We start from the raw sequence: 13,875 nt of genomic DNA, 5'->3' as shown, positions 1-13,875 counted from the left end.
AACGGTCAGGCGGACGAGAGGTCACGGCCCCTCGTCCCGACCCACGGTCAACCGCGTTGCGGAGTACCTTTCTGCCCAGCCTTGCGGTTGGGGGCCATGCCGTTGGCCAACAGGGTTTCTTCGATGGTTTCGTACTGCACGCCGATGCGGTAGATCTCGCGGGCTTCCTTGCCGGTGGCGATTTCACGGCCCAGTTCGTGGGCAATGCGCACGGTTTGCTGGATCTGGGCAACGGAGCCGAAACGATCGCCCTTGTGGTCAATGATAGTGTCTTCGTTGCCCACACGCGGGTGCATGCCCATGGCCATCGACATGGTGTTGAACGGCATCACGTTCTTCAGCAGCGATTCGGAGGTCAGGGTGCAACCGTCCGGCGCGCGGTGGATGAAGTTGAAGAAGTTGAACGGGTTCGGGCCATCGAAGCCGCCGCCGATGCCGATCCAGGTCAGGTTCAGCGGACCTTTGTAGATACCACGGCGCACCAGGCGCTCGAGGGTTTCCATGGCGTGCATGCCGGTCAGCTGGAAGTGCGGCTGGATGCCGTTGTCCATCAGGCGCTTGAGGTGCTCGGCAACCCAGGCAGGGCCCGCCGGTACGGTCATTTCGCTGTAGGCGGCGTGGATCATCGGGTTGTCCAGGGAGGTGCCTTTGAGGTACTCCGGGTACAACAGCTCCATGATGTTCATTTGCGTGGTGTTGATCGCGACCGTGACCTGATCCGGCTTCGGCGTCAGCTCGGCCAGCATGTGGCGGGTATCGTCGGACAGCCACTTGGCCGCTTCGCCGTCGCTTTCCGGGGCGAAGGAAATCGAGCCGCCGACCTGGATGATCATGTCCGGCACGGCTTCACGCACACCGGCGATCAGCTCGTTGAACTTCGACAGACGCTTGGAACCCTTGCCGTCCAGTTCGCGCACATGCAGGTGCAGCACGGTGGCGCCGGCTTCATAGCAATCGACCGCTTTCTGGACTTGCTCGTCCATGGTCAGCGGGATGTCTTCCGGGAAATCTTCAGGCATCCATTCCGGGCCGTACGGGGCCACGGTGATGACTACCTTTTCCATGTTTTCGGGGTGCAGGGAATCGTCGAAAAATTGCATGGGTTACTCCAGTTCTTATGATTGTCCCGCCCACCCGGAGTCGCGCCGGGCAGGCGTGTTTACGAGAGCGAATGCAGAGGCGTGGATCAGTAAGTCTTGTCGCCGATGATCCCGGCGCGATCCATCTTGCGATGGCAAGGCGGGTAATCCATGACGGCGTAATGCTGGGTACTGCGGTTGTCCCAGATGGCGATGCTGTTGGGCTTCCAGCGCCAGCGCACTTGATACTCGGGGACGTACGCCTGGCTGATCAGGTAGCGCAGCAAATCGCTTGCGCCCGGGTTGGCGTCCTGACCGAAGCGCACCCGCTCAGGGGTGTGGTAGTTGCTCAGGTGAGTGGCGAACGCGTTGACGAACAGCACCTTCTCGCCGGTTTCCGGGTGAGTGCGCACCACCGGGTGCTCGGCATCCGGGAACCTCTCCCTGAGTGCCAGGCGCTTTTCGATCGGCATCGCCGCACCGAAGCTCGCTTCGATGCTGTGGCGCGCACGCAGGTCGGCGATCTTGACCTTCACGTCTTCGGGCAAACGCGCGTAGGCCTCGACCATGTTGGCCCACATGGTGTCACCGCCCACCGGCGGGCACTCCAGGCAACGCAATACACAGCCCATCGGCGGGGCGTCACGCCAGGTGGCGTCGCTGTGCCAGGAGTTTTCGTAGCGGTCCGCCGGCTGGTCCGGACGCTTGTAGATTTGCACCAGACCCGGATGCTCCGGATCGCTGCCGGCCACCGGATGATCCTCCAGCTCGCCGAAACGCCGGGCGAAGGCCACGTGCTCGGCACGGGTGATGTCCTGATCGCGCAGGAACACCACGCGATGCTTGAGCAACTGTGCGCGGATCTCGGCAAACAGGCCGTCGTCATGCACGGCGTCGGCCAGGTTGACGCCGATCAGTTCGGCGCCGATGGTGCAGGTCAATTGTTCGACTTTCATGGCTGGTCGCTCCTTAAATGACGAAAATCGACGAGCCGGTGGTCTTGCGTGACTCAAGGTCGCGATGGGCCTGCACCGCGTCCTGCAAGGCGTAGTGCTGGTTGATCTCGATCTTGATCCGGCCGCTGCCGACGTGGTCGAACAACTCACCGGCCAGCGCGGCTTTTTCGGCCGGGTCGCTGATGTAGTTGGCCAGGGCCGGACGGGTCAGGTACAGCGAACCTTTCATTGCCAGCATCACCGGATCGAACGCCGGGATCGGTCCGGATGCGGTGCCGACGCAGACCATCAGGCCACGGGGCTTCAACGAATCCAGCGAACCCATGAAGGTGTTCTTGCCAACGCTGTCGAACACCACGTTGACGCCCACGCCATCGGTCAGTTCGCGAACGCGAGCGGCGACGTCTTCATGGCTGTAGTTGATCGTATGGTCGCAACCGTGAGCCCGGGCGATTTCCGCCTTTTGCTCGGTCGACACCGTGCCGATCACGTTCAGGCCCAACAGCTTGGCCCACTGCGAAACGATCAGGCCGACACCGCCAGCGGCGGCGTGCAGCAGGATGCTGTCACCCGGTTTGAAGTCGTAGATGCGGCGCATCAGGTACGAAGACGTCAAGCCGCGCATGGTCATCGCCGCAGCAGTCTCGAAGCTGATGGTTTCCGGCAGCTTGATCAGCGGCGCGGCCGCGATCAGGCGCTCGGTGCTGTAGGCGCCGAGGGTGTTGAGAAAACCGGTGTAGGTGACGCGATCACCGACCTCGACGTTGGTGACCCCTTCACCCACAGCCTGGACGACGCCAGAGGCCTCGACACCCATGCCGTTGGGCATCGGAATCGGGTAGGTGCCGTTGCGGAAATAGGTGTCGGCATAGTTCAGGCCGACTGCCACATGACGAAGCCGAACCTGACCCGGACCGGGTTCGCCGACTTCGACGTCCTCATAACGTAGAACTTCGGGACCACCGGTTTCGTAAAAGCGTACGGCTTTGGCCATTTTTCTTATTCTCCAATCTGCAATATGGGCGTGTTGCATCGAATTGCGCTGATTGGACTGTAGGACGAGGCCTGTCGGGACGCTTCTCATCAGACGACAATGGCTTTTCATTTGGTGACAGGCGGGGTTGCTCCTTGCTGGCTGTCCGGGGCCTTTTCCTGATTGTTCCCGGTCGCGTCCGGTGCCGGCGGGTTGCTGAACCCGGCCTTGGCGTTTTCCGCCTTGGACTTGTGGATATCGCAGCCCTGCGACTCGCTCACCTGGGTGCAACCGGACTTCTCCAGTTGCTTGCGGTACTTGTCATTGATGGCATGGGCCGGGGATTGGACGAGGAGTAAAACGGCCAATGCCGGCAGGATAATCTTGTACATGGGTGCCTTTCTCCGACTGAAATTGCCGACACACGGCGCGGCAGAGTCACTCTAGCCTGTCTCGCCGCCACCTGCGCTATCATCGCCCGCCTCGATGCCCCAAGAGCCTTGACCGCGGATGTCCGAAACACTGCCACTGCCCGATTATCACCAATCCCTGCCGCCAGTCCTGGCCGGCCCACTGCTGCGGCGCCTGGAGCCCACGCGGCTGGTGCTGTGGCTGGTGGGTTCCCGGGCGCTGGCGCTGACCCTGCGCTTGCAGGGCGTCGGCAATATCCGTCTCGATGCCGGGCAATGTACGGTGATTGCCGCGGGGGCTCATGCCTTTGTGCACTTGATCGATGTGCAACTCGATAGCGCCCTGCCCTGCGACGAATTGATCGAATACGACGTGTTGATTGAAGGGGCAGGCATCGCGGATTGGGCGCCGCACTTGCTGTACGGCGCTGCCCGCTGCCCGAACTTCGTCCTGCGTGCACGGGTCGATCAGTTACTGCACGGCTCCTGCCGCAAGCCGCATCACCCGGCGGCCGACGGCTTGCTGTGCGTCGACCGGTTGCTGGCGCAGGAACACGCCGCCAAAGACCGCCCGGCACTGCTGATGATGACCGGCGATCAGGTCTACGCCGACGACGTCGCAGGGCCGATGTTGCGCGCGGTTCACGCCTTGATCGAGCGTCTGGGCCTGTTCGGTGAGCACCTCGAAGGCGCTGTGGTCAGCGACGGCGCCAGGCTCTACGAGCATCCGGCCAGCTACTACCACCGGGCCGATCTGCTGCCGGCGCTGCAAAGCAATGAAACCCTGCGCGAACGGTTTTTCGGCGGTGCGCGCAAGCCGATTTTCACCAGCAGCAGTGCCGACAACCACCTGGTGACCTTCGCCGAAGTCATGGCCATGTACTTGTTGGTCTGGTCGCCAATGCCCTGGACCCTGATCGCGCCCCAGGCACCAGCGCTGACGCCGGAACGGCTCAAGCGCTACACCCTTGAACAGACGCGCATCGATGCCTTCAAGGCGGGCCTTGGCAATGTCGCGCGGGCACTGGCGCATCTGCCGACGCTGATGATTTTCGACGACCACGACATCACCGATGACTGGAACCTTAGTGCGCAATGGGAGGAAACCGCCTACGGCCATCCGTTCTCCCGACGCATCATCGGCAACGCACTGTTGGCGTACATGCTGTGCCAGGGCTGGGGCAACAACCCGGATGCGTTCGGTGCAGTGCTGGAAAAGGCCGGCGCGTTGAGCGCCAGCACACACCAGAGTCACCTCGACAGCACGGTTCAGGATGACTTGATCGATGATCTGCTGAAGTTCCAGCACTGGCATTACGTATTGCCGACCACCCCGGCCATGGTGGTGATCGACACCCGCACCCGGCGCTGGCGCAGCGAGATGAACCTCAAGCAGCCTTCCGGCCTGCTCGACTGGGAAGCCCTCAGCGAACTGCAACAGGAACTGCTGGACCACCCCAGCGCGATCATCGTTTCGCCGGCGCCGATCTTCGGCGTCAAACTGATCGAAACCGTGCAGCGGGTATTCAGTTGGTGCGGTTATCCACTGCTGGTGGACGCGGAAAACTGGATGGCCCATCGCGGTGCGGCGCAGGTGATCCTGAACATTTTCCGCCACTCGCGCACGCCGGGTAACTACGTGGTGCTGTCGGGCGATGTGCACTATTCCTTCGTCTACGAAGTGCTGATCCGCCACCGCAAAGCCGGACCACGCATCTGGCAGATCACCAGCAGCGGCATCAAGAACGAGTTTCCGCCTGCCCTGCTTGAATGGTTCGACCGCCTCAACCGCTGGCTGTACTCGCCACGCTCGCCGCTGAACTGGCTGACCAAGCGGCGACGCATGCGCATCGTGCCCCACGTGCCCGAACACGCCGAGGCCGGTGAGCGGCTATGGAACTCGGCAGGCATCGGCCAGGTGTTTTTCAATGAGCTGGGGCAGCCGCAAACCATCTATCAGCACAACTCGAACGGCGCACCGAAGACCCGGATGATTGCACCCGAGCACAATGACTGAAGCTATTGGCGATAACACGCCAGGCCATTGCCCAGGTCCACTGACAGGCAATCACCCTTCACTTCCAGTTCCAGGGTTTTGAAGACCTCGGACAAATCGCGCATCTGATCGGGGTTGACGCGTTCGTCCCACATCATGTCGATTGCCCGGCTGTGCGCCGCGACATCGAACCATTGCGGGCTCTGATCAGCGCTCGACTTCACCCCGATTTTTTTCAGGGTCTTGCCCGCAGGTGCCGGCAGCAGCAATTGCGCTTGCCGTGAATCGGTCCAGCGCTGGTGTTGCTGCGAACCGTCGTCGAACGACCAATAGATATCCACAGGCTTGATCGCCGGCGGTTGGGCAGTCACGCCATAGAGCAGCGTAAGGATGTAGTTGTGATCAATCTGCGCCAGCGCTTTGCGGGCGTTGCGAAACAACTGTTGCGACTGTGCCAGGCCAAGCTCATCCGGTTTGTCGTAAGTCATTTGACCCGTCGTGCGATCGACCTTCCAGCTCAAGGACAGGGTGCGTGTCTGCGGGGCGATGGCAAACCATTGTGGCGCTTGATCGGGGCTGCCTTGCAAACCGATCCGGGTCAGGGGTCGTTGTTCGGTGTAGGGCACATAGAGCTGTCGACCCACCGCGTTGTTCCACAACAGTTGGGTGGCCGGCCCCTGTTTGAACTCGAACGTCACCATCACCGGGGCGATGCTCGGCACGGGGCTGGAGCGGGCGTAACGCAGGTTCAGCACATAGTTGTCTTGCGCCTGCCTGAACGTGTCGCCGCCATCGGGCTGATGGGTGTCTTGCAGGTCTGCCAGACTGTGGGTACGACTGAGATTGAACAGCAGGTTTTCAGCGGGCGGTTCGACGGCGTCACTGGTCAGGGTCAGGGTATTGTCGACCTGCTTCCAGTGACCTTTGGCGGAACCTTCGGCACCGGCGTACTCGATGTAGGCCTCAAAGGTGTTGTCAGGTTCCAGCACCAGCTTCGAGCCGATTTCCCTGGCCTGCAATGTGTAATGCCCGGCAATGTCCGGTGCTTGCGTTGCAGCATTTACGCCTGAAACCGTGCCCAACGTCATGAGTAACGCAATTGGAATCCACACCTGATGGAGCTCCTTTCCCTTGAGTGAGCATCGATTCTGCGGGTTCTCCCGATGGGACTCCAGCGAATGAAGATGAAATCTCCAAGCGCACACGAACCGGATCTGACCCGGACCCTGATCATCGGTAATTCCGGGGCCGGCAAGAGCTGGCTGGCCGAAAGACTGGCCGGCCACCTGCAAGTGCCATGGATCGATCTGGATTCTGTTCATTGGTTGTCGGACCCGCACAGCATCGCCCGCCCCCGCCCACAGGCATTGGCCATGGCGCGGATCGCAGCCGATGAAGAGCGCTGGGTGATCGAAGGGGTTTACGGCTGGATCGTCAGCGAACTCCTCCACCGCGCCACGGCGTTGATCTGGTTGTGTATTGATGACGTGGAGTGCGTCGCCAACATTCGTCGACGGGAAACACAGGATGATGAACGGTTGGTGGCAATGCTGGAGTGGGCGGGCAGCTATCGCGTGCGGGATGACTCAAGTGGATTTGCGGCGCATCAACGGTTGTTCAAAGAGTTTCGCGGTACGAAAATCCGGTTGGTAGGTCGGGAGGAAACCGCGGTGCTGGTTCATCACTCGTAAGGTTTCGAAGCTGTGGTCAGACACAACCCCTTATGGATGGCATGTAGCTCAGAACGGGATTACATCTGTCACGGAAACGTCCTGGGGAACATTCGGCGATACTGAATACAAACGTGGATGCACTTTCCCCGTAACAGCCACTCGTAGGTATCGCCTTGCCAACATGTACTCATTTCTGTACGTTCTCTGCATCAAGCGAGGACAATCACATGGAAACCATCAACTACACCAACGCACGGGCACATCTGGCGCAAACCATGGACCGGGTGAATGAGGATCGCGCCCCGCTACTGGTAACCCGTCAGAAAGGCGAGCCGGTAGTGATGATGTCATTGGCCGAATACAACGCTCTCGAAGAGACAGCCTATCTGCTGCGCTCCCCAGCCAACGCTGAACGCCTGATCAAGTCAATCGGTAACCTGCGAGCAGGCAAAACCAAAACCAGGCAACTGATTGAAGAATGAATATCGAGTTCACCCCTGAAGCCTGGGACGATTATCTCTGGTTCCAGCAGAACGATAAGGCAGGGCTCAAACGTATCAACCTGCTGATCAAAGCTATCCAGCGCGAGCCTTTCGACGGTCTGGGAAAACCCGAACCGCTCAAACATAACTTGAGCGGATTCTGGTCACGCCGGATTACGGCTGAACATCGTCTGGTCTACACCGTTGAAGACGGCGAAATACGCGTTGTGATGTGCAGATACCATTACTGATCCGAACTTCAGCCCACTTTCACCACACTGCTCACCCCCCTGACAATCATCTCCACCTCCCGCTCATCAAGCGTCAGCGGCGGTAGCAGGCGAATGGTTTTGCCCCGCGTGACGTTGATCAGCAAACCATGATCCCTTGCGGCGATCAGGCTCAAATCGCGGATCGATTGCTTGAGTTCGATGCCGATCATCAAGCCCTGCCCCCGGATCGCGAGGACATTCGGATTGCCCGCCAATTCTGCGTGCAGTCTGTCGAGCAGGCGCGCCCCCTGGAGCCGGGCGTTTTGCAGCAGCCCTTGTTCTTCAACGATCTCCAGCACGGTGCATCCGACCCGGCAGGCCAGCGGATTACCGCCGAAGGTGCTGCCGTGGCTGCCCGGCGTGAAGAGTTCGGCCGCCTTGCCACGGGCCAGGCACGCGCCAATCGGCACGCCGTTGCCCAGGCCCTTGGCCAGGGTCATGACGTCCGGGACGATGCCTTCGTGCTGGAAGGCGAACCACTGGCCGGTGCGGCCGATGCCGGTCTGGATTTCATCGAGCATCAACAACCATGAGCGCCGGTTGCACAGTTCGCGCACGGCCTTGAGATAGCCCGGTGGCGCCAGTTGCACGCCGCTTTCGCCCTGGATCGGCTCCATCAGGATCGCCACGATCCGTGAACCGTGGGCCTGCTGCACCTTGTCCAGCGCGTCGAGGTCGCCGAACGGCACCTTGACGAAATCCCCCGGCAGTTTGTTGAAACCCAGGCGAACCGCCGGGCCATCGCTGGCCGACAAGGTGCCGAGGGTGCGGCCATGGAATGCGTTCTCCATGACCACCACCAGCGGCTGCTCGATGCCTTTGTGCCAGCCATGCAGCCGGGCGATTTTCAGTGCGGTTTCGTTGGCTTCGGCCCCGGAGTTGTTGAAAAACGCCCGGTCCATGCCCGCCAGCCGCGTCAGCTTCTGCGCCAGCCGTAGTTGCCAGTCGATGCTGTAGAGGTTCGACGTGTGCAGCAGCAACCCGGCTTGCTCAGTAATTGCAGCAACGATTTTCGGGTGGGAGTGGCCGACGTTGGTCACCGCCACACCGGCAACCGCATCCAGGTATTCGCGACCGGCCTGATCCCACAGGCGAGTGCCCAGGCCCTTGTTGAAACTCAAGGCCAGGGGTTGGTAAGTGCTCATCAGGCAGGCGGCGGTCATGACATCAAGCTCCAGCAGGGGTCGGTGTTTTTGCAGTATGGTTAGCCACCGAAGCTGGATAAACGCTGTAAAACTTCAATCATTTAAAAGCTGGGCTTGATAATGGATCTGTTCCAGGCAATGACCGTCTACGTCAAAGTGGTGGAAACCGGCAGCATGACCGCCGCCGCTTTGCAGTGCGAAATGTCCACGACCATGGTCGGCAATCACCTCAAGGCCCTGGAGCAGCGGCTGGGTGTGCGCCTGCTCAACCGCACGACACGGCGCCAGCGGCTCACCGAATTCGGCACCGCGTATTACCAGCGCTGTCTCGAAGTGTTGGGGTTGGTGGCCGATTCCGAGCGCCTGGCCGAACAGGCGCTGGACGAACCGAGCGGCATCTTGCGCATCACCGCCCCCTTGACCTTCGGCACCGAGCGCCTGGCGCCGGCACTGAGTGAATTCAGCCTGCAACACCCGCGGGTGAAGCTCGACGTGGTGCTGACCAACCGGCGTCCGGATTTGCTGGAAAACGGTCTCGATGTGGCGTTTCGCCTAGGCGCACTCGAGCCCTCCAACCTGATCGCCCGTCCGCTGATCGACTACACCCTGACCATGTGCGCGTCACCGCAATACCTGGCCCGGCGCGGCACGCCGCAAACGCCTGAAGACCTGCGACACCACGACTGCCTGTCCTTTGCCTATCCGGCCGGCGATGACTGGCAATCGGTGCAGAAGGAATGGCGCCTGGCCGGTCCCGATGGCGAGGTCAGCGTGGGGGTCGGCGGGCCGATGCTGATCAACAGTTCGGCCGGCCTGCATCAAGCGGCGCGTACCGGCATGGGCATCGTGATGATGCCCGACGCGCTGGTCGAAGAGGATCTGCGCCAGGGAAAACTGGTAGCGTTGATGCACGATTACTGCCCGCCCAGCCGGCCGATGCATCTGGTCTATGCCCAGGACCGCTATCGCCTGCCGAAATTGCGTCGTTTCGTCGACTTTGCCGTACAACGGTGGGGCAAGCATTAATCCTTCACCAGCACCGGTTTTTCCTGATAACGGTCCGGATACAGCTGTTTGAGCTGCGCCACTTTCGGCAGGTCATTGATGACGATGTACGGATAGGTTGGATGTTCGGTCAGAAAGTCTTGATGCTCATCCTCCGCCGGGTAGAAGCCGTTGAAGCTTTCCAGTTTGGTCACGATCGGTTTGCTGAACGACTTGGCGGCATCAAGCTGAGCTATGTAGGCTTCGGCGACTTTTTGCTGCTGAGGGCTTTTGGTGAACAACGCCGAGCGATATTGCGTGCCAGTGTCCGGTCCCTGGCGGTTGAGTTCGGTCGGGTTGTGTGCCACTGAAAAGTAGATTTGCAGCAAGGTGCCGTAACTGACCTGGGTCGGATCGAATGTGACTTCGACAGCCTCCGCATGCCCGGTATTGCCATTGCTGACACGCTCGTATTGCGCCGTGCCGGCCGCACCACCGGCGTAACCGGACACTGCGTCCTGCACGCCTTTGACGTGCTGAAACACCCCTTGCACGCCCCAGAAACAACCGCCGGCAAACACGGCCGTTTCGCTGCGGGCCTGAGTGGTTTCATCAAGGGTCGGCGGCGCAATTATCACGGCCTCTTCGGCCCCACCAAAAGAGAACGCAGAGCATTGGCCAATCACGCCAACGGCGGCGATTGCCAACAGCGTACGGCGCCAGGTGAACAGGGTTTTCATGCAGGGCACTCCTGAATAATCCAAGGGGCAAAAATCAGACGGTCCGTGGCACGAACTTCATCGCCAAACCGTTCATGCAGTAACGCAGGCCAGTGGGTTTCGGGCCGTCATCGAAGACATGGCCCAGATGCCCGCCGCAGCGCCGGCAGTGAACTTCCTCGCGGACCATGCCGAACGCACGGTCCTGACGGGTGGCCACGGCCTTGTCCAACGGTGCCCAGAAACTCGGCCAGCCGGTGCGGCTGTCGAACTTGGTGGCAGAAGAAAACAGCGGCAGGTCACAACCGGCACAGGCAAAAGTGCCGTCGCGGTGCTCGTTGTTCAGCGGGCTGCTGTAGGCCCGTTCGGTGCCCTCTTCGCGAAGGATGTCGTACTGCTCGTCGCTCAGGATCGCGTGCCATTCGCTGTCGCTGTGGGTCACTTCGAACGCCTCGGCCGCACTGGCCTCGTTGATCAATGCGGTGCCTGTGGAAAACTTTGGCAACAGGCCGATCGCCAGGGCTGCAACCCCAAGCCCGCCGCCTGCTACGAGAAATTGCCGTCGTGAAAACATGCTCGCCTCCCAAAAATCCAGGGGTGTTTCATGGAACACAGCCTAGGCTTTGGGTGATCGCCAAATCCTCACGGGAAGTTAAACAATTCGTGATAACTCGGGCGCCGAAAAACCCGCACAATGCGCATGCCACTACTGTAGGAGCGAGCTCGCTCGCGATGGAGGCCAACGATGACGCGGGATTTCTGACGCCCCGCGGCGTCCTCAGGTTTTTCGCGAGCAGGCTCGCTCCTACAGGGGGCATTACGCACAATGCGCCGAAGGATTGACCTGGATGGAACAGACCAAACGCGTCCTCGTGGTCGAGGACGACCAGCACATCGCCGACCTGATCTGCCTGCATCTGCGCGATGAGCAGTTCGAGGTGGTGCACAGCGCCGATGGCGATGAAGGCATGCGCCTGCTGCAGCAAGGCAACTGGGACGCACTGGTCCTCGACCTGATGCTGCCCGGCGTCGACGGCCTGGAGATCTGCCGCCGGGCCCGGGCGATGGCGCGCTACACGCCGATCATCATCACCAGTGCGCGCTCCAGCGAAGTGCACCGGATTCTCGGCCTCGAGCTGGGCGCCGACGACTACCTGGCCAAGCCGTTTTCCATGCTTGAGCTGGTGGCCCGGGTCAAGGCGCTGCTGCGCCGGGTCGATGCCATGGCGCGCAACCTGAAGATGGACGCCGGCAGCCTGCTCATCGACGGCCTGGCCATCGACCCGATCACTCGCGAGGTGGCCCTCGACGGACGGCGCCTGGACCTCACGCCCCGGGAGTTCGACTTGCTGTACTTCTTCGCCCGCCAGCCCGGCAAGGTGTTTTCGCGCATGGACCTGCTCAATGCCGTGTGGGGCTACAGCCACGAAGGCTACGAGCACACGGTCAACACCCACATCAACCGCCTGCGCGCCAAGATCGAGACCGATCCCGCGCAGCCGGTGCGCATCCTCACGGTCTGGGGCCGCGGCTACAAATTCGCCACCGGTGAGGAGCCGCAGCCATGAGGCTGACCCTGACGCAACGCCTGTCCCTGGTGTTCGCCGTGCTGCTGCTGGTGTGCTGCGGCACCTCGGCGTGGATGCAGGTGCGCGCCAACCAGATGCACGAGCAGGAAGTGGTGCAAGGCTTGTCCCGCGACCTGGCGCAGCACATCGCCAGTGACACGGTGCTGATGGACACCCAGGGCCTGATGCCTAACGCCGTACGCGACCTGTTCAGCAAGCTGATGCAGGTCAACCCGAGCGTCGAGGTGTACCTGCTCGACTCCCAGGGCAAGATTGTCGGCAGCGCCGCGCCCGAGGGCCGGATTCGTCGCGAGCAGGTCGACCTGGCGCCGATCCAGCGCCTGTTGCGCGGCGATGCCCTGCCGATTCTCGGCGACGATCCGCGCAGCGTCGATGCGCGCAAGGTATTCAGCGCGGCACCGCTGAAGGTTGATGGCAAGCCGGCCGGTTATCTCTACGTGGTGCTGCTCGGTGAGGATCACGATCGCCTGGCCGAACGTGGCGCGACCAGCGCGGCGCTCAACACCGCCCTGCTGTCCATCGGGCTGGTGGCGTTGCTGTGCCTGATTGCCGGTCTCACCGCGTTTGCCCTGATCACCCGGCCGTTGCGGCGCCTCACCGACACCGTCAGCCAGTTCGACATCGACGGCGTTCCGGTTACCCCGGCCCTGCCCGTCGCGGTGGAGAAAACCGCCAGCCACGATGAGATCGCCATCCTCGACGCCACGTTCCGGCAGATGCAGGCACGCCTGGGCGAGCAATGGCGCTCATTGACCCGCCAGGATCAGGAGCGCCGCGAACTGGTGGCGAACATCTCCCACGACTTGCGCACGCCGCTGGCCTCCTTGCATGGCTATCTGGAAACCCTGTCGCTCAAGGACGCCACGCTGTCCCCCGCCGACCGCCGTCGCTATCTGGGCATCGCCCTGGACCAGAGTCGCAAAGTGGGTGGTCTGGCGCAGTCGCTGCTGGAGCTGGTGCGGCTGGAGCACGGTTTCGTGCAACCGGTGCTGGAGCGTTTTTCCCTGACCGACCTCGCCCAGGACATCTTCCAGAAATTCGAACTCACCGCTGAAGCACGCAAGGTCGAACTCAAGGCCACGTTCGCGCCGAATGCCTCCGCCGCCTGCGCGGATCTGGGGTTGATCGAGCGGGTTCTGACCAACCTGTTCGACAACGCCCTGCGCCATACCCCGGCCGGTGGCGAAGTCGAACTGGGCCTGCGCCCGCAGGGGGCATTCATCGAAGTCACGGTCAGCGACACCGGGCCGGGGATTGCCCCGGAACTGCGCGAAGGGTTGTTTCTGCGCCCGTTCAATATCGGCGGCGCACGGCGTGATGGCGGGTTGGGGCTGCGGATAGTGCATCGCATCCTGCAATTGCATGGGCGCGAGATTCAGTTGATCGATGTGCCGGGGCGTGGGGCGACATTCAGGTTTTCGTTGCCGATCGATGAGGAGACAGCGACAGCGTTGGCTGAGCGGTCGATGAACCTCAATACACCGCGGCAGGCCTGACGGACCGAGGCGCCTGCATCGCGGGCAAGCCACGCTCCCACAGGATCCCGGTTGTTCGCGGGATTTGCGTACACCCACAACCCCTGTAGGAGCTGGCTTGC

At 61.6% G+C, this 13,875-nt stretch carries 15 protein-coding genes; 7 read left to right on the top strand and 8 right to left on the bottom strand.

Going from position 1 to position 13,875, the window contains the following annotated elements:
- Nucleotides 1-47: 47 nt before the first annotated feature.
- The 4 genes from EI969_RS08945 to EI969_RS08930 form a co-directional block, all read right to left on the bottom strand.
- On the bottom strand, nt 48-1,100 hold the full coding sequence (locus EI969_RS08945) for a 3-keto-5-aminohexanoate cleavage protein (protein ID WP_160387144.1): 1,053 nt from the start codon (nt 1,098-1,100) through the stop codon (nt 48-50).
- 86 nt (nt 1,101-1,186) lie between these two features.
- Nucleotides 1,187-2,035: a TauD/TfdA family dioxygenase gene (locus EI969_RS08940; RefSeq protein ID WP_160387143.1), complete on the bottom strand. Its 849-nt coding sequence runs from the start codon at nt 2,033-2,035 to the stop codon at nt 1,187-1,189.
- 13 nt (nt 2,036-2,048) lie between these two features.
- Complete coding sequence (locus tag EI969_RS08935) at nt 2,049-3,029, bottom strand: quinone oxidoreductase (RefSeq protein WP_160387142.1); 981 nt, start codon at nt 3,027-3,029, stop codon at nt 2,049-2,051.
- Between the two features lie 107 nt (nt 3,030-3,136).
- Nucleotides 3,137-3,400, bottom strand: a complete 264-nt coding sequence (locus EI969_RS08930; RefSeq protein ID WP_160387141.1) for a hypothetical protein — start codon at nt 3,398-3,400, stop codon at nt 3,137-3,139.
- Nucleotides 3,401-3,518: 118 nt separating this feature from the next.
- On the opposite strand from EI969_RS08930, the gene EI969_RS08925 reads away from it, so the two are divergent.
- Nucleotides 3,519-5,435, top strand: a complete 1,917-nt coding sequence (locus EI969_RS08925; protein WP_160387140.1) for an alkaline phosphatase D family protein — start codon at nt 3,519-3,521, stop codon at nt 5,433-5,435.
- 2 nt (nt 5,436-5,437) lie between these two features.
- Here the strand turns inward: EI969_RS08925 and EI969_RS08920 are convergent, their stop codons facing one another.
- A complete protein-coding gene (locus EI969_RS08920) occupies nt 5,438-6,526 on the bottom strand; it encodes a hypothetical protein (protein ID WP_160387139.1) in 1,089 nt (362 codons plus the stop codon).
- 72 nt (nt 6,527-6,598) lie between these two features.
- On the opposite strand from EI969_RS08920, the gene EI969_RS08915 reads away from it, so the two are divergent.
- The 3 genes from EI969_RS08915 (at nt 6,599) to EI969_RS08905 (ending at nt 7,820) form a co-directional block, all read left to right on the top strand.
- Nucleotides 6,599-7,105 (top strand): adenylate kinase, encoded by a 507-nt coding sequence (locus tag EI969_RS08915; protein WP_160387138.1) that lies wholly within the window; start codon nt 6,599-6,601, stop codon nt 7,103-7,105.
- A gap of 209 nt (nt 7,106-7,314) precedes the next feature.
- Nucleotides 7,315-7,569 carry a type II toxin-antitoxin system prevent-host-death family antitoxin gene (locus EI969_RS08910; protein ID WP_056728535.1) on the top strand — a complete coding sequence of 85 codons (255 nt, stop codon included), beginning with the start codon at nt 7,315-7,317 and terminating at the stop codon, nt 7,567-7,569.
- On the top strand, nt 7,566-7,820 hold the full coding sequence (locus tag EI969_RS08905; RefSeq protein ID WP_160387137.1) for a Txe/YoeB family addiction module toxin: 255 nt from the start codon (nt 7,566-7,568) through the stop codon (nt 7,818-7,820). Before EI969_RS08910 ends, EI969_RS08905 begins: the two co-directional genes overlap by 4 nt.
- Nucleotides 7,821-7,828: 8 nt before the next feature.
- On the opposite strand, the gene EI969_RS08900 is transcribed toward EI969_RS08905, so the two are convergent.
- On the bottom strand, nt 7,829-9,004 hold the full coding sequence (locus EI969_RS08900; protein ID WP_160387136.1) for an aspartate aminotransferase family protein: 1,176 nt from the start codon (nt 9,002-9,004) through the stop codon (nt 7,829-7,831).
- Nucleotides 9,005-9,106: 102 nt separating this feature from the next.
- Between EI969_RS08900 and EI969_RS08895 the strand changes: the two genes are divergently transcribed.
- Nucleotides 9,107-10,012: a LysR family transcriptional regulator gene (locus tag EI969_RS08895; protein ID WP_160387135.1), complete on the top strand. Its 906-nt coding sequence runs from the start codon at nt 9,107-9,109 to the stop codon at nt 10,010-10,012.
- Here EI969_RS08895 and msrA read toward each other — a convergent pair.
- Both msrA and msrB read right to left on the bottom strand, forming a co-directional pair.
- Entirely contained in the window at nt 10,009-10,710 is a 702-nt protein-coding gene (gene msrA / locus EI969_RS08890; protein ID WP_160387134.1) for a peptide-methionine (S)-S-oxide reductase MsrA, read from the bottom strand. The two genes, EI969_RS08895 and msrA, sit on opposite strands and share 4 nt — an antisense overlap.
- 34 nt (nt 10,711-10,744) lie before the next feature.
- Nucleotides 10,745-11,263 carry a peptide-methionine (R)-S-oxide reductase MsrB gene (gene msrB / locus EI969_RS08885; RefSeq protein WP_160387133.1) on the bottom strand — a complete coding sequence of 173 codons (519 nt, stop codon included), beginning with the start codon at nt 11,261-11,263 and terminating at the stop codon, nt 10,745-10,747.
- Nucleotides 11,264-11,537: 274 nt separating this feature from the next.
- Between msrB and EI969_RS08880 the strand changes: the two genes are divergently transcribed.
- Nucleotides 11,538-12,257: a response regulator transcription factor gene (locus EI969_RS08880; RefSeq protein WP_160387132.1), complete on the top strand. Its 720-nt coding sequence runs from the start codon at nt 11,538-11,540 to the stop codon at nt 12,255-12,257.
- On the top strand, nt 12,254-13,774 hold the full coding sequence (locus EI969_RS08875; RefSeq protein WP_160387131.1) for a HAMP domain-containing sensor histidine kinase: 1,521 nt from the start codon (nt 12,254-12,256) through the stop codon (nt 13,772-13,774). Before EI969_RS08880 ends, EI969_RS08875 begins: the two co-directional genes overlap by 4 nt.
- The last annotated feature ends 101 nt before the right edge of the window (nt 13,775-13,875 follow it).

The organism is Pseudomonas sp. PB101 (genome assembly GCF_009764265.1).
Classification (GTDB): Bacteria; Pseudomonadota; Gammaproteobacteria; order Pseudomonadales; family Pseudomonadaceae; genus Aquipseudomonas.
This window is presented reverse-complemented; position numbering and strand designations above follow the sequence as displayed.